The 20,869-nt window shown below is 66.1% G+C and carries 19 protein-coding genes; 7 read left to right on the top strand and 12 right to left on the bottom strand.

The genetic code is table 11. From position 1 onward, the window contains the following. The first annotated feature begins 76 nt into the window (after positions 1-76). The 3 genes from L8G49_RS17410 to L8G49_RS17400 are packed head-to-tail and all read left to right on the top strand — an operon-like array spanning position 77 to position 3,323. Positions 77-1,579, top strand: coding sequence for a circularly permuted type 2 ATP-grasp protein (locus L8G49_RS17410; RefSeq protein WP_242186992.1), 1,503 nt, complete (start codon positions 77-79; stop codon positions 1,577-1,579). After that, entirely contained in the window at positions 1,579-2,514 is a 936-nt protein-coding gene (locus tag L8G49_RS17405) for an alpha-E domain-containing protein (RefSeq protein ID WP_242186990.1), read from the top strand. Before L8G49_RS17410 ends, L8G49_RS17405 begins: the two co-directional genes overlap by 1 nt. After that, entirely contained in the window at positions 2,514-3,323 is an 810-nt protein-coding gene (locus L8G49_RS17400) for a transglutaminase family protein (protein WP_242186989.1), read from the top strand. Before L8G49_RS17405 ends, L8G49_RS17400 begins: the two co-directional genes overlap by 1 nt. A 43-nt stretch (positions 3,324-3,366) precedes the next feature. On the opposite strand, the gene L8G49_RS17395 is transcribed toward L8G49_RS17400, so the two are convergent. After that, on the bottom strand, positions 3,367-4,170 hold the full coding sequence (locus L8G49_RS17395) for an arginyltransferase (protein WP_242186987.1): 804 nt from the start codon (positions 4,168-4,170) through the stop codon (positions 3,367-3,369). A gap of 176 nt (positions 4,171-4,346) precedes the next feature. After that, positions 4,347-5,594: a threonine ammonia-lyase gene (locus L8G49_RS17390; RefSeq protein ID WP_242140185.1), complete on the bottom strand. Its 1,248-nt coding sequence runs from the start codon at positions 5,592-5,594 to the stop codon at positions 4,347-4,349. A gap of 150 nt (positions 5,595-5,744) precedes the next feature. On the opposite strand from L8G49_RS17390, the gene L8G49_RS17385 reads away from it, so the two are divergent. Next, on the top strand, positions 5,745-7,421 hold the full coding sequence (locus tag L8G49_RS17385) for an amidohydrolase (RefSeq protein WP_242140026.1): 1,677 nt from the start codon (positions 5,745-5,747) through the stop codon (positions 7,419-7,421). 131 nt (positions 7,422-7,552) lie between these two features. Here L8G49_RS17385 and L8G49_RS17380 read toward each other — a convergent pair whose 3' ends face one another. From L8G49_RS17380 to L8G49_RS17365, 4 genes are all read right to left on the bottom strand, one after another. Further along, complete coding sequence (locus tag L8G49_RS17380) at positions 7,553-8,227, bottom strand: hypothetical protein (RefSeq protein ID WP_242140027.1); 675 nt, start codon at positions 8,225-8,227, stop codon at positions 7,553-7,555. Next, positions 8,227-10,398, bottom strand: coding sequence for an alkaline phosphatase family protein (locus tag L8G49_RS17375; protein ID WP_242140028.1), 2,172 nt, complete (start codon positions 10,396-10,398; stop codon positions 8,227-8,229). The genes L8G49_RS17380 and L8G49_RS17375 overlap by 1 nt, the downstream gene beginning before the upstream one ends. A gap of 241 nt (positions 10,399-10,639) precedes the next feature. Then, positions 10,640-11,344 carry a response regulator transcription factor gene (locus L8G49_RS17370; RefSeq protein ID WP_010163146.1) on the bottom strand — a complete coding sequence of 235 codons (705 nt, stop codon included), beginning with the start codon at positions 11,342-11,344 and terminating at the stop codon, positions 10,640-10,642. A gap of 157 nt (positions 11,345-11,501) precedes the next feature. After that, positions 11,502-12,404 carry a LysR family transcriptional regulator gene (locus tag L8G49_RS17365; RefSeq protein WP_242140029.1) on the bottom strand — a complete coding sequence of 301 codons (903 nt, stop codon included), beginning with the start codon at positions 12,402-12,404 and terminating at the stop codon, positions 11,502-11,504. 135 nt (positions 12,405-12,539) lie between these two features. On the opposite strand from L8G49_RS17365, the gene L8G49_RS17360 reads away from it, so the two are divergent. Both L8G49_RS17360 and wrbA read left to right on the top strand, forming a co-directional pair. Continuing rightward, entirely contained in the window at positions 12,540-13,238 is a 699-nt protein-coding gene (locus L8G49_RS17360) for a pirin family protein (RefSeq protein WP_242186985.1), read from the top strand. A gap of 37 nt (positions 13,239-13,275) precedes the next feature. Then, positions 13,276-13,878, top strand: a complete 603-nt coding sequence (gene wrbA / locus L8G49_RS17355; protein ID WP_242186983.1) for an NAD(P)H:quinone oxidoreductase — start codon at positions 13,276-13,278, stop codon at positions 13,876-13,878. 61 nt (positions 13,879-13,939) lie between these two features. On the opposite strand, the gene moaC is transcribed toward wrbA, so the two are convergent. Genes moaC through L8G49_RS17335 form a run of 4 tightly spaced genes read right to left on the bottom strand, consistent with a single transcriptional unit; the run spans position 13,940 to position 16,768 of the window. Continuing rightward, on the bottom strand, positions 13,940-14,413 hold the full coding sequence (gene moaC / locus L8G49_RS17350) for a cyclic pyranopterin monophosphate synthase MoaC (RefSeq protein WP_242186982.1): 474 nt from the start codon (positions 14,411-14,413) through the stop codon (positions 13,940-13,942). After that, positions 14,410-15,195: an indole-3-glycerol phosphate synthase TrpC gene (gene trpC / locus L8G49_RS17345; RefSeq protein WP_242186981.1), complete on the bottom strand. Its 786-nt coding sequence runs from the start codon at positions 15,193-15,195 to the stop codon at positions 14,410-14,412. The genes moaC and trpC overlap by 4 nt, the downstream gene beginning before the upstream one ends. Then, positions 15,192-16,187, bottom strand: a complete 996-nt coding sequence (gene trpD / locus L8G49_RS17340; RefSeq protein WP_242186980.1) for an anthranilate phosphoribosyltransferase — start codon at positions 16,185-16,187, stop codon at positions 15,192-15,194. The genes trpC and trpD overlap by 4 nt, the downstream gene beginning before the upstream one ends. Then, entirely contained in the window at positions 16,184-16,768 is a 585-nt protein-coding gene (locus tag L8G49_RS17335) for an aminodeoxychorismate/anthranilate synthase component II (protein WP_242186979.1), read from the bottom strand. The genes trpD and L8G49_RS17335 overlap by 4 nt, the downstream gene beginning before the upstream one ends. A 124-nt stretch (positions 16,769-16,892) precedes the next feature. On the opposite strand from L8G49_RS17335, the gene L8G49_RS17330 reads away from it, so the two are divergent. Then, complete coding sequence (locus tag L8G49_RS17330) at positions 16,893-17,327, top strand: hypothetical protein (protein ID WP_242187034.1); 435 nt, start codon at positions 16,893-16,895, stop codon at positions 17,325-17,327. Between the two features lie 60 nt (positions 17,328-17,387). Here the strand turns inward: L8G49_RS17330 and trpE are convergent, their stop codons facing one another. Both trpE and L8G49_RS17320 read right to left on the bottom strand, forming a co-directional pair. Further along, positions 17,388-18,959, bottom strand: coding sequence for an anthranilate synthase component I (gene trpE, locus L8G49_RS17325; RefSeq protein ID WP_242186978.1), 1,572 nt, complete (start codon positions 18,957-18,959; stop codon positions 17,388-17,390). Beyond that, positions 18,895-20,844, bottom strand: coding sequence for a peptidylprolyl isomerase (locus tag L8G49_RS17320; RefSeq protein WP_277923341.1), 1,950 nt, complete (start codon positions 20,842-20,844; stop codon positions 18,895-18,897). Before L8G49_RS17320 ends, trpE begins: the two co-directional genes overlap by 65 nt. Positions 20,845-20,869: the final 25 nt, after the last annotated feature.

Raw genomic sequence — 20,869 nt, 5'->3', positions numbered from 1 at the left:
GCGCGAAATCCGCTTGTGCGCCGCAACAATCCATCGCAGCATGGAACCCGCACGGAGTTGGGGGCTTTATCGTTCGATGGGGATAGGGCAGGCGTTCGACGAAATCATGGGAAATGGCGGGAGCACGATCCCGCGGTCCGAACTCGCCGCGCTTGGCGAGTGGATCGAGACCACGCCCTCCAACGAATTGCGCCGACGTCAGCAATCTGCCGAGGCCACGTTCCGCCAGCTCGGCATCACGTTCGCGGTCTATGGCGACAGCGATGCCAGCGAGCGCATCATCCCGTTCGACATCGTTCCCCGGATTTTCCTTGCCGACGAATGGACTCGGCTCTCCGAGGGGCTGGTACAGCGGGTCGAGGCGATCAATGCGTTCCTGCACGACATCTACGGTGAACGTCGGATCCTGGCAGAAGGCGTGCTGCCGGCGGATCTGATCTTCGGCAATCCGCAATTCCGCCCCGAGATTGCGGGCATCCGGCCGCCGCACGACATCTGGGCGCATATCTGCGGGATCGATCTGGTGCGGACCGGGCCGGACGACTTCTATGTACTCGAGGACAATGCGCGCACGCCGTCAGGGGTCAGCTACATGCTGGAGAACCGGGAGGCGATGCTGCGGCTGTGTCCGGAACTGTTCCGGTCGTTCCGCGTGGCGGCGGTCGATTCCTATCCGGACAAGCTGCTCGAGACGATGAAGTCGGTCGCGCCGAGCGGCGTCGCTGCCCCGGTGTGTGTCGTGCTGACGCCGGGACATTACAACTCGGCCTATTACGAGCACAGCTTCCTCGCAGATTCGATGGGCGTCGAACTGGTCGAGGCGGCCGACCTGGTGGTCGACGACGACATCGTGTGGATGCGGACGATCGCGGGACTGGTGAAGGTCGATGTGATCTACCGGCGGATCGACGACGACTATCTCGACCCGCTGGTGTTCCGGCCGGATTCGATGCTGGGTGTGCCCGGGCTCATCGCCGCCTATGCCGCGGGCAACGTCGCCTTGCTCAACGCGCCCGGCAACGGGATCGCCGATGACAAGGCGATCTATTCGTACATGCCAGAAATCGTACGCTTCTATTCCGGCGGCGAGCCGAAGCTGCCCAATGTCGAGACCTGGCGCTGCCGGGAGCCGCAGTCGCTGAAATATGTGCTCGACAATCTGGAACATGTCGTCGTGAAGCTGGTCGACGGGTCGGGCGGCTACGGCATGCTGGTCGGTCCGACCGCGACCAAGGCCGAGATCGAGACGTTCCGCGCCGCGCTGATCGCCGAACCGCATCGCTATATCGCGCAGCCGACGCTGGCGCTGTCGACCGTGCCGACCTTGGCGGATGCGGGACTGGCGCCGCGTCACGTCGACTTCCGCCCGTTCGTGCTGACTGGCTCGAAGGGCGTGCAGGTCGTTCCTGGTGGCCTGACCCGGGTGGCGCTCAAGGAAGGATCGCTCGTCGTCAATTCGTCGCAGGGCGGCGGGACCAAGGATAGCTTCGTACTGATGGACAATGGCGCGGGGGCGCAGGCGCAGGTGTCGGATGCGCTCGGCCAGGCGCAGGTCCAGACCCTCGGGCAGCCGCTCTGATGCTCAGTCGGACCGCATCCTCCCTGTATTGGCTCGGCCGTTATGTCGAGCGCGCCGATTTCATCGCACGACTGGTGGAGGCGACCGTGCGGCTCGACGTGCTGTCGCCGCGTCCCGCGGGCGAGGCGGCCTGGGCGTCCGCGTTGGCGGTGACGGAGACCGACACCGCGTTCGCTGCCTCCGGACAGGCGATCACGAAGAGCAACGTCGCGCGGTTCATGACGCTCGATTCGAGCCACCCGGGTTCGATCGTGCGGGCGCTCGACATGGCGCGCAACAATGCTCGGGCGGTGCGCACCGCGCTGACGCGGGAGGCTTGGACCGCGATCAACGGCGCCTGGCTGATCTTCGACCGCCGCGCGAGCGCCGGAAGCGCGATGGCGACGCTCAATCTGGTCGAGGCGGTCAAGGCGGAGACACGCGGGTTCGAGGGGGCGATCCACCGGATGCTGCGCAACCAGACGACCTGGTTCATCCGCCTGGGGCAGGCGATCGAACGCGCCGACAACACCGCGCGGCTGCTCGACGTGAAATATCACATCCTCCTGCCCGAGGGCGAGCGGGTGGGCGGGGTCGTCGACCGCGATCAATGGACGACGATCCTCCAGACCGTGTCCGCCGTGACGGCGTATCGCTGGCTCTATTCGGAGGGGCTGAGGCCCTCCAACGTGATCGACCTGCTGATCGCACGCGCGGAACTTCCGCGCAGCCTTGCGGCCTCGGTCGAAGAAGCGGTCGACATCCTGAACCTGCTGGCCAAGCGGACCGGGCTGCACGGCGAGGCGGACCGCATGGCGCGCGCGCGCCAGGCGCGGATCGCACGGACCAAGTCCGGCGAAGTGATCGCCGGCGGCCTGCACCAGTATCTGCAGGGCTTTATCGCCGAGAACGACCGTCTGCACATGGCGGTCGGTCGGCAGTTCAAGTTCAGCTGATGCGGCTATCGGTCGATCATCGCACGACGTATCGTTTCACCGCGCCGCAGGCCCGTCTGACGCAGATGCTCCTGCTGATTCCGGAGGATACGCATGACCAGTCGGTCGCGGGGTGGAACCTGCATGTCGATTGCGATGCGCGGATGCGGCATGGCCGCGACGGGTTCGGCAATCGTATCACCATGCTGTATGTCGCCGGGCCGATCTCGGACATCGAGATCGCGGTCTCGGGCGAAGTGTTGACGCATCGGTCGAACGGCATCGTCCATGGCGCGCACGAAGCGCTGCCGCCCGCCGTATTCCTCCGCACGACGCCGCTGACTGCGGCCGATGCCGAAATCACCGCCTTCGCCGCCGGTATCACCGAGACCGACCCGGTGGCACGGCTGCATGCGCTCAACATCGCGATCAAGCGCCGGTTCGCGCTGGATCATGGCCGGCCGATCGCAGGCCGCACCGCGACCGAAGCGTTCGCCGAGGGGGCGGTGAGTTCGCGGGATCTCGCCCAGGTGTTCCTCGCGGCGGCGCGCACGCTGGGCGTGGCGGCGCGCTACGTGTCCGGGTATAGCCCGGTATGCCAGGCCAAGGCCGACGGACGCCCTGCGCCGCATGGATGGGTCGAGGCATATGTCGATCGCCTCGGCTGGGTCGCGTTCGATCCCTCGACTGGGTTGAGCGCCGACGAAGCCTATGTCCGCGTGGCGGTGGCGCTCGACTCCGCCGGTGCCGCACCGGTGGCGGGATCGCGGCTGGGCGAGGGAGTGGAAACGCTCGACGTGGATCTGCACGTCGGCGGAAACGGGCAGTAGCGCCGGCTGCCCGGTTCGGGCAGCGATGCGCCGGGCAAGCCCGTTACCGGGTCCCGGCCAACTGGTCCGTCATCACCGCATATTTCTCCGCCGGCGGTGCGAACTCTGCATCTTCGTCGACCAACAGACTCCAGCCCTTGGGTCCTAGCGCCTCGATCGGCCGGTAGCGGATCTTATACTGCATCCGCGGCGAGCCTTTGACCCAATAGCCGAGATAGACATACGGCAGACCGACCGCGCGTGCCCGCAGGATATGGTCGAGAATGATGAGATTCCCCAGCCCCGACCGGGCGGCATCGTCGGTCTCGAAAAACGAATAGATCATCGACAGACCATCCGCCTGCTGATCGGTGAGACAAGCGCCGACCAGCCTTCCGCGCTCGCCGTGCTTGGCAGGTTCGCGATATTCGACGATGAAACTGTTGACCGGCGAATGCTCGACCATGTCGGCATAATCGCCTTCATCCATTTCGGCCATGCCGCCGCCCGGGTGTCGCGAGCCGAGATACCGGCTGAGCAGCTGGAATTGCTCGTCGGTCGCCCAGGGACGGCAGGCGGTGACTTCCAGGTCGCTGTTGCGCCGCAATTGCTTGCGCTGCGTGGCGTTAGCCTCGAAATCCGCGGTGACGACGCGCACCGATACGCACGCCGTGCAGCCGGCACAGCTGGGGCGATAGGCAACCGACTGGCTGCGACGAAACCCGATCCGCCCGAGCGCGTCGTTCAGATCGCTCGCCTGCTCACCGCGCAGCTCGGTGAAGACCTTCCGCTCCTGGCGACCCGGCAGATACGGGCAAGGGGCAGGGCTGGTGACGAAGAAGCGCGGAAAGCGAAAAGGCGCAGTCACCGGATAGTGTCCTCTGCAGCGGGAAGGTGCGGTCCGCGATTCCAGCCATGCATGGCGTTATGAAAGGTCCTCGGCCCGATGGAAAGTACGTTTCATGAAAATGCGATTTCACCGGGCCGCTCGAATGCCAATCAGTCTAGCGATCAATTGCTGACGATCTGGTTAACAAACCATGTTCAGGCAAGTTCAACCGGCGTTACCGTATAACCTGCCACCTGCAGCGCATCGGTCAACCGATCGAGATGCGCACGGTCGCGGGTTTCGCACTCGACGTCGAGGAACAGACCCTTGGCCGGCAGCTTGGTGAAAATCCGCTGGTGGGACAGTTCCAGAATGTTGACGCGTTGGGCATCGAAGATCCGGGCGACGTTGAACAGCGCCCCGGGTTGATCCTGCAACCGGATCCGCAGGCGCGCGAGCCGTCCCGAGCGGGCGAGATCGCGCAACAGGACGTTCGCCAGCAATCGCGTATCGATATTGCCGCCGCACAGCACGACGCCGACGGTCCGCCCCGCGAACCGTCCCGGATGTTGCAGCAAGGCGGCTAGCCCGGCCGCTCCGGCACCTTCCACCACGGTCTTCTCGATCTGCAACAACAGGCTGACCGCCTGTTCGAGGCTGCGCTCGCTGACCAGGACGATGTCGTCGACCAGCGCTTCGACCATGTGCGACGTCAGCGCGCCGGGTTCCTTGACCGCGATCCCCTCGGCGAGCGTGTCGCCCGCGCACGGCATGGTGGTGCCGTTGATGCGGTTGTACATCGACGGGAACAGCTCCGCCTCGACCCCGACGACCTCGATCCGGTGACCGCCCGGCCTGCGTGAAGCGGCTTCCGCCACGACCGCCATGCCCGAGATCAGGCCACCCCCACCGATCGGCGTCAGGAAGGTGTCGATCTGCGGAACGTCCTGCAGCATCTCGAGCGCAGTCGTGCCTTGGCCTGCGATGACACGCGCGTCGTCAAACGGATGGACGAAGGTCAACCCGCATTCGGCCTCCAGTTCGCGCGCATGGGCATAGGCTGCGTCGAACGTGTCGCCGTGCAGGACGACGGTCGCGCCATGGCCCTCGGTCTGCGTGATCTTCACGATCGGGGTGTTCGTGGGCATGACGATGGTCGCCGGAATGCCGAGGCGGTTGGCGTGATAGGCAAGGCCCTGGGCATGGTTGCCGGCCGAGGCAGCGATCACCCCAGCGGTCTCGGGCGGCAGTTGCAACAGCGTATTGAGCGCCCCGCGCTCCTTATAGGCCGCGGTGAACTGCAGGTTCTCGAACTTGAGGTAGACGGTCGCGCCGGTCAGCTCGGACAGGGTGCGGCTGATGAAGCATGGCGTGCGAACGATCTGGTCCGAAATGCGCATGTGCGCGGCTTCGACGTCGGCGAGGGTGACGGGGAGGGTTTCGGACTTCGCTTGCGTTGCCATCATTCACTTCCGTTCGCCCCCGAGCCTGGGAGGGCAGCCTTGCTTTCCCACGTCGTTGGGCGACGGTGCGTCGACAGGCTCGGCACAGAAGGGAGCGCCCGTCGCCTAGACTATCTGGCGCGATGAAGGAACACGCCTTATCGCAAGCCCATGGTCAGCCCTTTCCCGCTTCGTTCTGCAGCCGCGCTGCTTTCCGCCACGGCGTTCCTCGCGGCACTCGTCCCGTCCCTCGCCAGGGCCGACGCCCTGATCGACAATGTCAACGGGATCAGCATGGACAAGGACGGCAAGGTGATCCGCTTTACGGGCTTGGTCATGTCGCCCGATGGCAAGGTGGTGAAGCTTCTGGCGGAAAACGAGAAGCGTCCGGTAAAGCTCGATTGGCGCGCGGATGAGCACGGCAAGGTGCTGCTGCCGGGGTTCATCGATGCGCATGGCCATGTGATGAAACTCGGGTTCCGCGCGCTCGAACTCGACCTGTCCGCGGCGACGTCGCTCGAGGATGCGAAGGCCCGTATCGCCGCTTATGCCGCCGCCAACCCCGACCGCAAATGGATCGTCGGCGGCGGGTGGAACCAGGAAGCGTGGAAGCTCGGACGATTCCCGACCGCTGCCGATCTCGACGCCGTGGTGAGCGATCGGCCGGTCTGGCTGCAGCGGGCGGACGGGCATGCCGGCTGGGCGAACAGCGCGGCGATGAAGGCGGCCGGTATCACCAGCAGGACGCTTGCCCCGGCGGGCGGCCGGATCGAGAAGACGGGTGCGCAACCCAACGGCGTGTTCGTCGATTCCGCGCGCGATCTGGTGGAGAAGGCCGCCCCGCAGCCGCTGCCCAAGGAGCGCGACTTCGCGTTCCTGAAGGCGCAGGAAATCCTGCTCAGCCATGGCATCACCGGCACCAGCGACATGGGCAGCACGATGGACGACTGGCTCAGCTATCGCCGCGCGGGCGATGTCGGCGCCTTGCGCATCCGCATCATGAGCTATGCCTTCGGGATCGAAACCGCCATCAAGATCGGAGGATCTGGCCCGACGCCGTGGCTGTATGCCGACAAGCTGCGAATGGGCGGGGTGAAGCTGTATGCCGATGGCGCGCTCGGCTCGCGCGGCGCGTGGCTCAAGGCGCCGTATAGCGACGCACCCGGGCAGTCGGGGGCGGGGTTCATGTCCGACGACGTGATCCGCAACCTGATGAGCCGCGCCGCGGTCGATCATTATCAGGTCGCGGTCCATGCGATCGGGGACCGCGCCAATGCCGAGGTACTAGGCGCGATCGACGATATGGTAGGCACCTATACCGGCGACCGGCGCTGGCGGATCGAGCACGCGCAGGTCGTCGATCCCGCCGACCTGCCGCGCTTCGGCAAGAATGGTATCATCGCCTCGATGCAGCCGACCCACGCGACCAGTGACCGCACGATGGCGGAAGCACGGCTTGGGCCGGCCCGGCTGGCAGGCGCCTATGCGTGGAATTCGATGTTGCGCAACGGCGCGACGCTGGCGTTCGGTTCGGACTATCCGGTCGAGGCACCCGATGCTTTTGCGGGATGGGCTACCGCTTTTACCCGGCAGGGTGCGGACGGCCAGCCTTATGGTGGCTGGCGCCCGGAGGAACGCGTGACTCGTGAACAGGCATGGTGGGCGTTCACGGGCGCTGCGGCCTATGCCGGGTTCGCCGAGGAGAAGTTCGGACGGCTCGGTGTGGGTCAGCGTGCGGACTTCATCATCGTCGACCGCGATCCGTTGCTCGCGAGCCCGAGCGACTTGCGCGCGACCAAGGTGGAGCAGACCTGGGTCGGCGGCGAGAAGGTGTTCGTGCGACCGTAGTGAACGGGCTCGTCGCTATCACACGAGTTTCGTCGTAGTTCGCCCGTTCCCGGAAGAGGCAGGACGGACGCCTGCCAACATCGTCGAAACCCGCAATCGTCGAGCACGCCCAAGTCGCCTGCGCCCGCGCGTCAGTCCGCTTCGATATCGCGGTTGGCGTCGTTCTTGATGAAGCCGCGATCGTCCGCGACGAAGGTCGCCGCCGGTATCGCGCCCTGATCAATCGCGGTGACTCGCCATACCGGTGGGCCGCTTGCCGGTGCGATCAGCAGCGGCAGCTTGGCCCGGTCGTCCCAGCAGATATGCGTCGTGCGATTGCCCTCGGCCAGCGCGTACCAGCGGCAGGGCCGCGCGATCCGCGGCATGCCCGCGGGGCCCGTTGTCTCCAGCGTCAGACGATACGCGCCCTTTGGATGGCGCAGCCCGTGCCCGAGATCGTACCAGTCGGTGAAGGATCCGATCCGGTACAAATTGGTCCGGTCGATCGTGGTGCTGATCCGGCGTTTCAGGTCGAGCACCTTGAGCGTGTAGCCGACCTCGCCCGCCTTGCGGCTGGCGTAGGTCGCGAGCGCCTGATCGGTCACGCGCTTGATCCGGCGATCATGATCGCGCCACACGTCGAGATGGTGAACCGCCCCGTTGGCAGCATAGAGGACGCGATAGTGCAGGAAGCCCGGCTCGCCCGCTGCGCCGAACACGCGATCAAAGACGAGCCCGCGCGGGGCCTGCGCCGCCTGCCCCGGCGTGGTCGCCAGGGCAAGTAGGGGAAGCGCGATGGAAGCCAGCTTCGGTACGGAAATGCGCATTACTGGCGCGTTGCCTTGGCGTAGTCGAAGTAGCGATAGGTCTTGCCGTCGATCGTCAGATCCTTGACCTGCAACGAGATCGTATAGGTGCCCAGCGGCAACGACGTGTCCTTGGTCGTGCCGGTCGGGTCGAGCGGCGTTTCGAACTGGAGCCCGGTCGCCGGTGCGGTCGGGGCGATCGACGACGCCGCGATGGTCGGCGTCGAGGCGCTTGCAGGCGTCACCAGCGCTTCGTTGATGATGCGGCCATCGGCCTGCGGCATGGCGAGCCGCAGCAGATAGGCCACCGTCGGCGCGACGTCGACGTTGCCGGTCGGCGTCGTGACGGTGGCGCCCTTGCGGAACGACGGGCCCGCCGCGATCAGCGTGTTGTGGACGTCGATCGGGCTGAAGCTGCCGTGCATGCCACGCTGGCCACCGGTGCTTTCGAACTCGATGCCGAACTTGCCCTGAATGGTCGCCTGATCGTCCCAATTGAACGAGACCACGACGTCGGGTTGACCGTTGCCGCTGCGGGTCGCGTTCTCGAGGTTGACCTGGCTCATCTGGAGCGTGCCCGGGATCGCCCCGTAGCGGCTGTCGACGAACACTGCGCCATATTCCTCGCGCTGTTGCAGGAAGGTGACGAGGTTGCGGATCGTCGTCAGGTCGTGGCTGGGGACGTAGAAGTAATCCGATCCGCCATTGGCCGCGACGACGATGCCGTTCGTAGGCAGGCTGCCGGGGGCAGGGACGCGGAAGCTGCCGGTTGCGCTGATCGCCTGGTATTTGGTCGAGCTGGTGGCGCCGCACATCGTCGTGCTGGTGTCGACCCGTACGGGTACGGTCGGCGTGCCGGTCGCCGAAATGCCGTACATCGCGCTGACCGAGCAGCCGCTGCCATCATAGGCCTTGAACCCGCGATAGGTCAGCAAGTCGGCCGAGCGGACATCGCCGGAGAAGGAATATCCGGAGGAATTGAGCCCGCCCAAGCTCGCAGCGCTGGTCCCGCTGGTCGCGCCGTTGACGGTCGGGCCATTCGGAGCGGTCCCCGAGGGATTGATCGCGCGCAGGGGATACAGGTTGAGCGGGCCAGAGACGCTGGAATGCGCATGGTCCGATACGACGACGATGTTCGTCGTCGTGTCGAGGCCCTGCGCCTTAAGCGCGGCCATCAGCTCGCCCAGTCGCGCATCCTGCGACCGCAGGCCGGCGCGCGCATTGGCGCTGCCCGGGCCATAACCGTGCTCGACGTTGTCCGGGGTGCGGAACCAAATCAGCGACAGCATCGGCTTCTTCTGGGGCAGGATGTACGACGTGAAGACGTTGAGCATGTATTTGTTCGCCGCGTCCTCGGGCGCGCCCTGGCTCGTGTCGGTCGAATCGCGCGACGGTACCGTGATCGCCCCGTTGGGATCATAAGCGGTCGTATCGAACGTGACGTATCCGGCCCGCGCGGTCGGCGTGCCGTTCGTGCCTGCCAGCGTGACCGCGTCCGTGCCCGAATAATTGTTCACGACGTTGGTCGGCAGCGCGATGTTGGCGGCCTGCAATTCCGTGACGAGGCTCCGTGGCTGCACCGTGTTCTCGTCGAGGAACACGCCGCCCTTGCCGAGATCCTGAATATACGCGGCGCCCGACTTGCCGATCGCGGCGGTGGCCAGGCCGCCGGCCTGTGCCGTCGCGAACAGGCTCTTCACGAGTAGCAGCTGGCCGCCGTAATAATCGTTGAGCGTGGTCAGGACCTGATAATCCTCGGTGAAGACCGGATCGGTATAGCTCTGCGTCGAACCCGACGCGGTCTTGCCCGCCGGAATCGTGTTCCCCGCGCCCTGCGGCGGCGTCCAGAAGGTGTTGCCGTAGAAGCCCGAGGTCTTCGGGAAGGAACCGGTCGCGAACGACGACCCGTTCATCATCGTGAAGGTCGGGTAGGTCGAATGGTTGTCCTGGAAGTTCACGCCGCTCTGTTGCAGCGCGAGCAGGTTGGGCGTGTCGGTCGCATTGACGTCATCCGGGCGTAGGCCATCCCAGACCATTACGATCGTGCGGACCGCGGCGACGGCGGGGGTCGGTGTGGGGGTCGGCGTCGGGGTCGGGGTGGGCGTGGGGGTCGTGGTGGATCCGCCGCCGCTGCAACCCGCCAGGATGAGACTGGTCGCACATAGTGCCGCCAACGCCGAATGCTTTTTCATGATAGGAGCCCCACAAGTGAACCAGCCACACGGCATCGGCGGCAGGCGATAGGTGCAGTTAAGCGGCAAACATGACTACTGCGTGACTTATGGTAAAGAATTTGTCACGCAAATAGTTGGTTCGGTGTCATTTTTTGAAGGGCATGCCGATCACGCGCGCGATCGGCAAGACAAGCCAAGGCGCGCGACACGGGGTGTCACGCTGCTGTACCTTGGCTGTCAGGATCTGGCCCCGCCGCGACTAGGCGACTTCGGCGGATTCCAGCATTTCGTCGGGCTCGCGCAGCACATAGCCACGACCCCAGACGGTCTCGATGTAATTCTCGCCTTCGCAGGCCATGCTCAGCTTCTTGCGCAGCTTGCAGATGAACACGTCGATGATCTTCAGTTCGGGCTCGTCCATCCCGCCATACAGGTGGTTGAGGAACATTTCCTTGGTCAGGGTCGTGCCCTTGCGCAAGCTGAGCAGCTCGAGCATCGCATATTCCTTGCCCGTCAGGTGAACGCGCGAGCCATCGACCTCCACCGTCTTGGCGTCGAGGTTGACCGCGAGCTTGCCGGTGCGGATGACCGACTGGCTGTGCCCCTTGGAGCGACGGACGACCGCGTGAATGCGCGCGGTCAGTTCCTCGCGGTGGAAGGGCTTGGTCACATAATCGTCCGCGCCGAAGCCGAACGAGCGGACCTTCGAGTCCATTTCGTTGATGCCCGAAAGGATCAGCACCGGGGTTTGGACACGCGCGACGCGAAGCCGCTTGAGTACGTCGTAACCGTGCATGTCGGGCAAATTGAGGTCGAGCAGGATGATGTCGTAATCATACAGTTTGCCGAGATCGAGGCCTTCCTCGCCAAGGTCAGTCGTATAGACGTTGAAGCCTTCGGCCGTCAGCATCAGCTCGATCGCTTTTGCGGTCGTCGGCTCGTCTTCGATCAGCAGCACACGCATCTTGCTGTTCCCCGTTTCAAGGCGTCGGTACCTCCCGTGGCCCGACCGACCTTCGCAGTAACTATTAACCTCAACAGTGATGAAGGCAAAAGGTTAATTTGCGATTAAGCCGCGGTAATCCGCGAGTCGTCTAGGAGCTGGCCCCGAGTCGCGCGGATCAGCCCTGAACGCAGATCGATTTCAGGCGGTCGGTCAGGAAGGAAATCAGCCCCTCGACCCGTGCGGGGCGTAGCGTGCCGGGCGGTGTCATCAGGTGCAGCGCACCCGTATGCGGCGCCCAGTCCGCGAGAATGATTTCGATCCGCCCGGCCGCCAGGTCTTCCGCGACGATAAATTCCGGGAGCATTGCGATGCCCAGCCCACGCCGGAGTGCCGGCAGCATCGCCTCGCCGCTGTTGGTGGCGAGCGGGCCGTTCAGGCGTACCGACACTTCGGTCCCGTCGGGTCCGACGAAGCGCCATGGCGAGGTGACGTTGGTATAGGCGAAACAGCGATGCTCGCCGAGCTGTCCGGGATGGAGCGGGCGCCCGTGTGCGGCGAGATAAGCCGGCGCGGCGACGACATGCATCCGCATGTCCGCGAGTTTGCGGGACCGGAGCGAACTGTCGGGAAGCGTCGCGATGCGCAACGCGATGTCGAAGCCTTCGGCAACGATGTCGACGCGCGCGTCGGACAGATGCAGGTCGATCTCGATCCCCGGGTTGAGCACCAGGAAATCCGCAATCACCGGGGCGATCGCGAGCAGTCCAAGCGACATCGGCGCAGCGACCCGGACCAGTCCGGTCGGGGCGCTCGCCGCGTCCAGTGCGGCTTCCTCCGCGGCGGTCGCCTCGGCGAGGATCCGCGCGGCGTGCTCCGCCAGGGCCTTGCCGTTTTCGGTCAGCGTCAGGCGTCGCGAGGTCCGATGGAACAGCGACTGGCCGAGATGCGCCTCGAGCCGGGTCACCGCCTTCGAAACGGTCGCCTTCGAGACACCGATCGCATCGGCGGCGCCGCTGAACGAACGGTATTCGACCACGCTGGCAAAGATTGCCCAGGCTTCGAGGTCGGGAAGACGCATGCAGCAAGCTCCGATCGATACGGCCGCGTAACCCTTACCGACGGAAACGATCGGTTTCCAGTGTTTCCATTTACGATGCGATGAGAGGGCTTATCTTGCTCATAACGGAATGCATCATTCCCTTGGAGACATAGCATGATCGAGAAGAGGTCCTTCGAGAGCCTGGGTCACGCCAATCATGGCTGGCTGAACGCGCGCCATCATTTCTCTTTCGCCAACTATTACGAGCCCGCCCGGATGGGCTGGGGCGCGATTCGCGTGTGGAATGACGACGAGATCGCCGCCAACAGTGGGTTCCCGCCGCATCCCCATCGCGACATGGAAATCATTACCTACGTCCGCAAAGGTGCCATCACCCACAAGGATTCGCTCGGGAACGAGGGGCGCACCGGCGCAGGCGACGTGCAGGTGATGAGTGCCGGCACCGGCGTGCGTCATGCCGAGTATAATCTAGAATCCGAGCAGACCACGATCTTCCAGATCTGGATCGAGCCCAGCCGCACCGGCGGATCCCCGTCCTGGGGCGCCAAGCCCTTCCCGAAGGACGACCGCTCGGGCCAGTTCGTCACCTTGGCCAGCGGCTTCGCCGAGGACACCGGTGCGCTGCCGATCCGCGCCGAGGCGCGGGTGCTTGCCGCCATGGTTCGCGCCGGCGAGACGATCACGCACGAGGTTCTGCCCGGTCGCCACGCCTATCTGGTTCCCGCGACGGGATTGATCGAGATCGATGGCGAGACGTTCAAGGCGCGTGACGGCGCGGCCATGGATGGCGGCCAGACCGTGACGATCACCGCGATCGAGGATGCAGAACTGGTCCTCGTCGACTCCGAATAAAGTCCACTCCGTTCCACCCCAGCATAAGGACGTTCCCATGGCCAAGGTTCTCGTACTCTATTACTCGTCATACGGTCACATCGAGCAAATGGCGGATGCCGTCGCGGAAGGCGCGCGTTCGGCCGGTGCCGAGGTCGATATCCGCCGTGTCGCGGAAACTGCACCGCAAGAGGTCGTCGCCGCTGCGCATTTCAAGACCGATACCGCACATCCCCTGATCGAGGGGCCCGACGCGCTTGCCGATTATGACGCGATCATCGTCGGTGCGCCGACCCGTTATGGCCGGATGCCCGCGCAGATGGCGGCGTTCTGGGATACGACGGGCGGTCTCTGGTTCGGTGGCAAGCTGATTGGCAAGGTCGGCGGCGCGTTCACCTCGACCGCCAGCCAGCACGGCGGGCAGGAGACGACCCTGTTCTCGATCATCACCAATCTGCTGCATCACGGCATGACGATCGTCGGGCTCGACTATGGCTTCAAGGGCCAGATGGGAGTCGAGAAGGTTCTCGGCGGCACGCCTTATGGTGCGACGACGATCGCCGATGGCGACGGTAGTCGTCAGCCCGCTGCCGAGGAACTCGACGGCGCGCGCTATCAGGGCAAGCGGATCGCCGAGACGGCGACGAAGCTGTTCGGCTGAGCGAAAACCCGGCTTAGGTCGGAAACAGGGGCGGGGGTCAGCATGGCTGTCCCCCGTTTCTTCATTCGGGGCGGGCCCAGTCGCCGGACTTGCCGCCGATCTTGGTCAGCAACTGGACGTCGCGAATGGTCATTGCCTTGTCGATCGCCTTCGCCATGTCGTAGATCGTCAGCAGCGCGACGGTGACCGCGGTCAGCGCCTCCATCTCCACGCCGGTCTTGCCGTCGGTCGCGGCCGTCGCCCTGGCCATGACGCCGGCATCGTCGACGGCAAGCTCGATCGCCACGCGGGTCAGCGGCAGGGGATGGCAGAGTGGAATCAGATCGCTGGTCTTCTTTGCGCCCATGATGCCGGCGACGCGGGCAACCGCCAGGACGTCGCCCTTGATCGCGGCCCCGTCGCGGATCGCGCGTACCGCTTCGGGGGCCATGTCGATCCGTCCCTCGGCAACCGCCTCGCGCCGTGTCGGAACCTTGCCGCCGACATCGACCATATGCGCCGCACCGGCGGCATCCAGATGCGTCAGCCCGCTCATCCGATCAGTGCCCGCGTCGCAGCCTCGACGTCGACCTGGCGCATCAGCGCCTCGCCGATCAGGAAACAGCGAATATCGTGCTCGGCCATCGCATCCAGATCGGCGCGCGTCGTCAATCCGCTTTCGGCGACGAACGTGCAGTTCCTGGGGGCCTTGGACACCAGCTCGTAGGTTCGCGCGAAGTCGACCGTAAAGGTCCGCAGATCGCGGTTATTGACGCCGATCAGCCGCGACTTGAGCTTCATCGCGCGCTCCATTTCGTCGGGGGTATGGACCTCGACCAGCACGTCCATCCCGCATTCGAGCGCGCTCGCCTCGATCTCGGCAAGCAGGCCGTCGTCGAGCGCCGCCATGATCAGCAGGATCGCATCGGCGCCAAGCCCGCGTGATTCGGGAACCTGCCAAGGATCGACCATGAAATCCTTGCGCAGAACCGGCAGGTCGCACGCGGCGCGTGCCGCAATCAGATACGCATCCGACCCCTGAAACCAGGCTTCGTCGGTCAGCACCGAGAGACAGGCGGCCCCCCCGGCAGCATAGGCCGCGGCATGCGCGGGAGGATCGAAGTCTTCGCGGATCAGGCCCTTGGACGGGCTGGCTTTCTTGATCTCGGCGATCAGCGCGAGCCCGGTCTGTGCCTTGGTGTCGAGCGCGGCGCGAAACCCGCGCGGCTTGCTCTGCGCAGCCATGCGCGCGTCGAGTTCGGACATCGGGATCGTCGCCTTGCGCGCGGCAACGTCGGCGCGCTTGGTCTCGAGGATGCGGTTGAGGATATCGGTCATGAATAAGCGATCCAGCGATCGAGCAGGGCATTGGCGGCGCGCGTGTCGAGCGCTTCCGCGGCGAGGGCAACGCCTTCGGCGAGGGTCCGGGCCGTCCCGGCGACGATCAGCGCAGCGGCGGCGTTGATCAGCACCGCGTCGCGATACGCGCCGGTCTCGCCGGTCAACAGACGCCGTAGCGCGGCGGCGTTATAGGCAGGGTCGCCGCCGACGATCGCGGTGATCGGATGGCGCGGAAGGCCTGCGTCTTCCGGCGCGATGCGATCGGGCAGCGAAGCCTGGCCGACGCTGACTGCCAGGGTCGGGCCGGCGCAGGAGACTTCGTCCAGTCCTTCCTCCCCCGAGACCACCAGCGCAGCCTCGGTCCCGAGCTGTTCCAGCGCGGCGGCATAGGTCGCGGCATAGTCGGGCCGTGCGATTCCGATCAGCTGCCGCGTGACACCGGCCGGATTGGCCAGCGGGCCCATCAGGTTGAAGATCGTACGCCGACCGATCCGCTGCCGGATCGGCGTGATGCGCTTCATCGCCGGGTGGTGGTTCGCCGCGAACAGGAAGGCGATGCCGATGTCCTGCAGGCTCGCCTCGGCGCTCGCACCGGCGCGCTCCATGTCGAGGCCAAGCGCCTCGAGCGTATCCGCCGCGCCCGCCTTGGACGACGCCGCGCGATTGCCGTGCTTGGCGACGGGAACGCCCGTGCTGGCGACCACGATCGCTACGGCGGTCGAGACATTGAGCGTGTGGTGCCCGTCTCCGCCCGTCCCGCATACGTCGATCGCACCCACGGGCGCAGCGATTGGGATCAGGCGGTTGCGCAAGGCGCGGGCAGCTTCGGCGATTTCGATGCTCGTCTCGCCGCGCTCGGTCAGGCCGATCAGGAAGGCGGCGATCGCCGCTTCCGGAACATGGCCGTCGAGCAGATCGGCGAAGGCCTGCGCTGCCGTCTCCCGGCTGAGCGGGGTCGACGGATCGGGCAGCAACGCGAGCGTGCTCATGCGACCGCCTTGGCGGCGATGCCGGCGTCGGCGAGGAAGTTGGCGAGCATGGCGTGGCCATGTTCGGTCGCGATGCTTTCGGGATGGAACTGCACCCCGTGAATCGGCAGGCTATGGTGCCGCACGCCCATGACTGACCCATCGTCGGCGTGTGCGTTGGCGACCAGCGTGTCGGGCAAGTCCTCGACGATCAGCGAGTGATAGCGGGTTGCGATGAATGGCGAGGGGAGCCCGGCAAATACCCCGCTGCCGTCGTGCGTGACCGGTGAGGTCTTGCCGTGCATCAGTCCGCCGCGCACGACCGTGCCGCCGAAATGCTGGCCGATCGCCTGATGGCCGAGGCAGACGCCGAGCAGCGGCCGCGCGGTTTCCGCGCAGGCGGCGACCAGATCGAGCGATATGCCCGCCTCATCGGGGGTCTTGGGACCGGGCGAGATCAGGAACCCTTGTGCGTTGCTCGCCATGGCGTCGGCGGCGGTCAATGCGTCGTTGCGGACGACCTTCACCTCGGCCCCCAGCTCCATCAGATAATGGACGAGGTTCCACGTAAAGCTGTCGTAATTGTCGATGACGAGGATCATCTCGCGCCGCTACCGTGTTTGGACATCTATCACAACGGGTACGCGGCTAAGGGGTGGAAAGACGCGGTTCAGGGTGGATCAACCTTGCGCAGCGCACGTTGGTACGGCCTCAGGAGAAATAATGATGTTGCGCACTTTCGCCTTGCTCGGCTTGCTGGCCGCCATGCCCGCCGCCGCGGTTGCCCAGTCGACTCCCGCCGGTGCGCAACAGGCCGAGTCGGGCAAACCGCCGCAGCGGATCCGCTCGATCACGCTGACCGGAAACCAGACCTGCCCGAAGTCGTCCGACCCGGATGCGGAGATCGTGGTCTGCGCGCGCGTCGGTGAGCCCTACCGCATTCCCAAGGAACTGCGCGACGACAAGCCGATCCCGGCGCAGAACCAGAGCTGGGTGAACCGCACCGCGGTGGCGGACGACGCAGGTCGCCGCGCGGGGGGGTTGCCGGATACGTGCTCGCCGGTGGGCTCGGGCGGACAGACGGGCTGCGCGAAGATGCGGGCCGAGCAATATGCGGCTGAGAAGGCCGAAGCGAAGCGGCAGGAGCGCCTGATCCCCTGACACGGGCTCGGCTCCGTCACCCCGGCAACACCGGGGTGACGTACCGTTCGCCTCGCGTGCTTATTGTCCGAAACCAGCCGCGTTCGCGCGCGCGAGAGCCTCGCGCGCAGCCGCCAGCAACGCCCCGGCCTTGGCCTCGCACTCGCGCTGTTCATAGGCAGCCTCGCTGTCGGCAACGATGCCCGCGCCGGCTTGTACGTGCATCACCCCGTCCTTCACCACTGCGGTTCGCAGTACGATGCACGAGTCCATCGACCCGTCGGGCGAGAAATAACCGACCCCGCCGGCGTAAGGACCGCGCACCGCATCTTCCAGTTCGGCGATGATCTCGCAGGCCCGCACCTTCGGCGCGCCGGAGACCGTGCCCGCCGGAAACCCGGCGAACAGCGCGTCCAGTGCATCCTTGCCAGGGGCAAGGCGTCCGATGACGTTCGACACGATGTGCATCACGTGGCTGTAGAACTCGGTCGTGTAGCTCGCCGTCACCGTGACGCTGCCCGCTTCCGCCACGCGGCCGACGTCGTTCCGTCCGAGATCGAGCAGCATCAGATGCTCCGCGCGCTCCTTGGGATCGGCGAGCAGGCTGGTACGGTTCGCTTCGTCCTCGGCAGCGGTCTTGCCGCGCGGGCGGGTGCCGGCGATGGGGCGGATCGTGACTTCGCCGTCGCGGACGCGGACCAGGATCTCGGGCGAGGAGCCGGTCAACGCGAAGCCCGGCAGATCGAGGTGATACAGGAAGGGCGAGGGATTGATCCGCCGCAGCGCGCGGTACAGCTCGAACGGCGGCAAGGGAAACGGCGCGGTGAACCGCTGCGCCAGCACGACCTGAAAGATGTCGCCCGCGACGATATAGTCCTTTGCGCGAGCCACCATCTCGGCATAGCGACCCGGCGCGAGCGTCGAGGTGAGGGCGATGGCATCGCTCGCATCGGTGCGGACCGGGGCGGGTAACGGCGCCGTCGCCAGTCGCGCGGCCGTCGCATCGATCCGATCGATCGCGGCGGCGACGATCGCGTCGGGATCCCGCGCGGGATCCGGCCAGACCGGGGACACGACGAACAATGCGTCGGCGAGCCGATCGAAGATCAGGATCACCGTTGGCCGAACGAAAATCATGTCGGGCAACCCGAGCGCATCCTTAGCGGGGCGGGGCAGCCGTTCGACGAGGCCGATCGTCTCATAGCCGAAATAGCCCACCAGGCAGGCGAGCGCGCGGGGCAGCTCCGAGGGTACGTCCATCCGGCAGGATTCGACCAGGCCGCGCAGGGCGTCCAGCGTCGCATCGGGGCAAGGCGCGAACGCTGCGCGATCGGTCAGCCAAGCGGCGTTGATCTCAGCCTGCGCGCCGTGCGCGCGGAACACCAGATCCGGCGCCAGCCCGATCAGGCTGTGCCGCCCGCGTGTCTCGCCGCCTTCGACCGATTCGAGCAGGAAGTCGCCCCGCCCGGGCTCTATCAGCTTGAGCGCGGCAGCGACGGGCGTTTCGGTGTCGGCGATCTGGCGTTGCCACAGCAACGCCGGACGCCCCGCCGCGAGCGCTGCTCGCGCCGCGGCGGCGCCCGCGCGATCAGGGCTGGCTGGCACTGGTGATGCCCAGCAGCTCGGCCTTGAGCGACGCGATCGCCTTCGCATTGCGCGACGTCCCGATCGCATTCTGCACGGCCTTGCCGAATTGCGTCACATATTCGCGGCCGACGACGTTGCCGATGTCGCTCTGCGTGCCCGTGATGACCTTGGCATTGCCTTGCGCATTGCCCGGCGTGATGCTGTCGAGGTGCACGATCACCCAGCCCGACTTGTCGGGGGCTTCGAGCAGCTTGGTGCTCTTCGCGGCCATGGCGAACATCAGCGCGAGCGGCGGGGGGACGCGCTGCGGGTTGCCGATGAGCGCGGCGCGCGGACCGGTCACGGGCTGGAGCGGCGGCAGCTTGAGCCCGGTCGCCGCGAGCGCTTGGGACAGGGGCGTGCCCGCATTGGCCGCCGCGACCACCTTGGCGGCGACGTCATGCGCGGCGCGCTCGGCCCGACTGAGCTGGAAATCGCGCACAACGGTCTCGCGGATCTGGGCCAGCGGGCGCGGCGCGGCGGGGATGACCTTCTCGAGCGTGACCAGCGCGAAGCTGCCATCCGGGCCAAGCGGCACCGTCTGCGGCTGGTCGCCCGGCGACGCGGCGAAAGCCGCGGCGAGGATCGGGGTGAGCGCCGGATCGGGCTTGACGGTCGGGGTGTCGACATTCTGTCCGGTCGCGGTGAGCGGTTGGGTGCTCTGCGCGGTCAGCTGGTTCTTGGCGACGATCCCGTCGAAACTCGTCTTGCCCAGCGCATCGTCGAACGCGTTGCGCTTCTCGGTAAGCAGCGCGGTGGTCCGCTGCGGCGCCAGCGCCGCCTTCAGTTCGGGGGTCGCTTCGGCGAGCGACTTGGCCGCCTGCGTCCGAACGGTCGTGATCTTGGCGACGACGAAGCCGAGCGGCGCGCGCAGAGGACCGACGACGTCGCCCGCCTTCGCGGCGAAGACGGCATTGGCGATTTCGGGCGAAGACTGCCCGGCGAACGCGGCCTTTTGGGTGTCCTTGATCGTCGCCGGTTCCAGGCCAGCGGCGCGGGCCGCCTGCTCGATCGACGTCCCGCCGCGAACCTTCGCGACCAGCGCGTTCGCCGCGGCCTGGTCGCCGACGACGACCTGGACGATCGTGCGCAGTTCGGCGGCAGCGAACTTCTGCGCCTGGGCGCGATATGCAGCGGCGATGTCCGCATCGCTCGGCGTGGCCTGGCCGGCGACGGACGCCGGGGTTACCGTCGCGTAACGGATGATGCGCCGCTCGGGCAGGCGATACTTGCCCAGGTTACGCGCATAGAAGGTGGTCAGTTCCGCATCGGTCGGCGCGGGGCCAGCGGCCAGCGCCGCCGCCGGAATGAAGCCGATCTGACCGCTGCGCTTTTCGAGCAGGAGATTGGCATAGGGCACCGCGAGGCCGGCAGGCACCTGCTTCGCCTGGATCGGCGAGAGCAGCAGCTGGCGGGTGAGGATCTGATCGGTCGTTTGCAGGCGCACGTCGGCGTCGGTCATCCCGATCTGGCGCAGCACCTGCTCATATTTTTCCTGGCTGAACTTGCCGTCGAGGCCGGCGAGCCCGGGCTGGCTGGCGATCAACCCGTCGACCGCGCGCTTGCTCACGACCATCCCCTGGGCCTGGGCATATTGCCGGAAGGCGGTCGAATCGATCAGTCGCTCGAGCGTGGCCTCGAACCCGCCGCCCGCGACGAACTGCTGGGTATCGAGCGTCGGCTGCTGCTGCCGGTAACTGTCGACGTCGCGCGCGACCGCTGCGCGCAGTTCGCTGATCGTGATCGTCTTGCTGCCGACCTTGACCGCGACGTCGGCGGCATTGACCGTGCTCCCCGCCGACTGACCCGAATGGTCCGACAGCACGAAGGCGAGTCCGAGCAAGGCAACGAAGCCGAGCGCAACCGCGCCGCCGAGCGGGTGGCGGATCATTCGACGGAAAAAACTGAGCATGGTCGGGGTCGGCCGATCTGTCGTG

It is taken from the genome of Sphingomonas sp. CARO-RG-8B-R24-01, from assembly GCF_022662295.1.
Lineage (GTDB): Bacteria > Pseudomonadota > Alphaproteobacteria > Sphingomonadales > Sphingomonadaceae > Sphingomonas.
This window is presented reverse-complemented; position numbering and strand designations above follow the sequence as displayed.

Excerpts from the sequence above, each read along its gene's own strand:
- trpC (WP_242186981.1), bottom strand. The coding sequence starts at position 15,195 with ATGACCGATATCCTCAACCGCATCCTCGAGACCAAGCGCGCCGACGTT.
- L8G49_RS17400 (WP_242186989.1), top strand. The coding sequence starts at position 2,514 with ATGCGGCTATCGGTCGATCATCGCACGACGTATCGTTTCACCGCGCCG.
- trpD (WP_242186980.1), bottom strand. The coding sequence starts at position 16,187 with ATGAGCACGCTCGCGTTGCTGCCCGATCCGTCGACCCCGCTCAGCCGG.
- wrbA (WP_242186983.1), top strand. The coding sequence starts at position 13,276 with ATGGCCAAGGTTCTCGTACTCTATTACTCGTCATACGGTCACATCGAG.
- L8G49_RS17390 (WP_242140185.1), bottom strand. The coding sequence starts at position 5,594 with ATGGCAACGCAAGCGAAGTCCGAAACCCTCCCCGTCACCCTCGCCGAC.
- L8G49_RS17320 (WP_277923341.1), bottom strand. The coding sequence starts at position 20,844 with ATGCTCAGTTTTTTCCGTCGAATGATCCGCCACCCGCTCGGCGGCGCG.
- L8G49_RS17330 (WP_242187034.1), top strand. The coding sequence starts at position 16,893 with ATGTTGCGCACTTTCGCCTTGCTCGGCTTGCTGGCCGCCATGCCCGCC.
- L8G49_RS17335 (WP_242186979.1), bottom strand. The coding sequence starts at position 16,768 with ATGATCCTCGTCATCGACAATTACGACAGCTTTACGTGGAACCTCGTC.
- L8G49_RS17405 (WP_242186990.1), top strand. The coding sequence starts at position 1,579 with ATGCTCAGTCGGACCGCATCCTCCCTGTATTGGCTCGGCCGTTATGTC.
- moaC (WP_242186982.1), bottom strand. The coding sequence starts at position 14,413 with ATGAGCGGGCTGACGCATCTGGATGCCGCCGGTGCGGCGCATATGGTC.
- L8G49_RS17375 (WP_242140028.1), bottom strand. The coding sequence starts at position 10,398 with ATGAAAAAGCATTCGGCGTTGGCGGCACTATGTGCGACCAGTCTCATC.
- L8G49_RS17360 (WP_242186985.1), top strand. The coding sequence starts at position 12,540 with ATGATCGAGAAGAGGTCCTTCGAGAGCCTGGGTCACGCCAATCATGGC.
- L8G49_RS17365 (WP_242140029.1), bottom strand. The coding sequence starts at position 12,404 with ATGCGTCTTCCCGACCTCGAAGCCTGGGCAATCTTTGCCAGCGTGGTC.
- trpE (WP_242186978.1), bottom strand. The coding sequence starts at position 18,959 with ATGCGAAGGCGATCGCGTCGCTCAAGGCCGAGCTGCTGGGCATCACCA.
- L8G49_RS17370 (WP_010163146.1), bottom strand. The coding sequence starts at position 11,344 with ATGCGTGTGCTGCTGATCGAAGACGAGCCGACGACCGCAAAAGCGATC.
- L8G49_RS17385 (WP_242140026.1), top strand. The coding sequence starts at position 5,745 with ATGGTCAGCCCTTTCCCGCTTCGTTCTGCAGCCGCGCTGCTTTCCGCC.
- L8G49_RS17410 (WP_242186992.1), top strand. The coding sequence starts at position 77 with ATGGGGATAGGGCAGGCGTTCGACGAAATCATGGGAAATGGCGGGAGC.
- L8G49_RS17380 (WP_242140027.1), bottom strand. The coding sequence starts at position 8,227 with ATGCGCATTTCCGTACCGAAGCTGGCTTCCATCGCGCTTCCCCTACTT.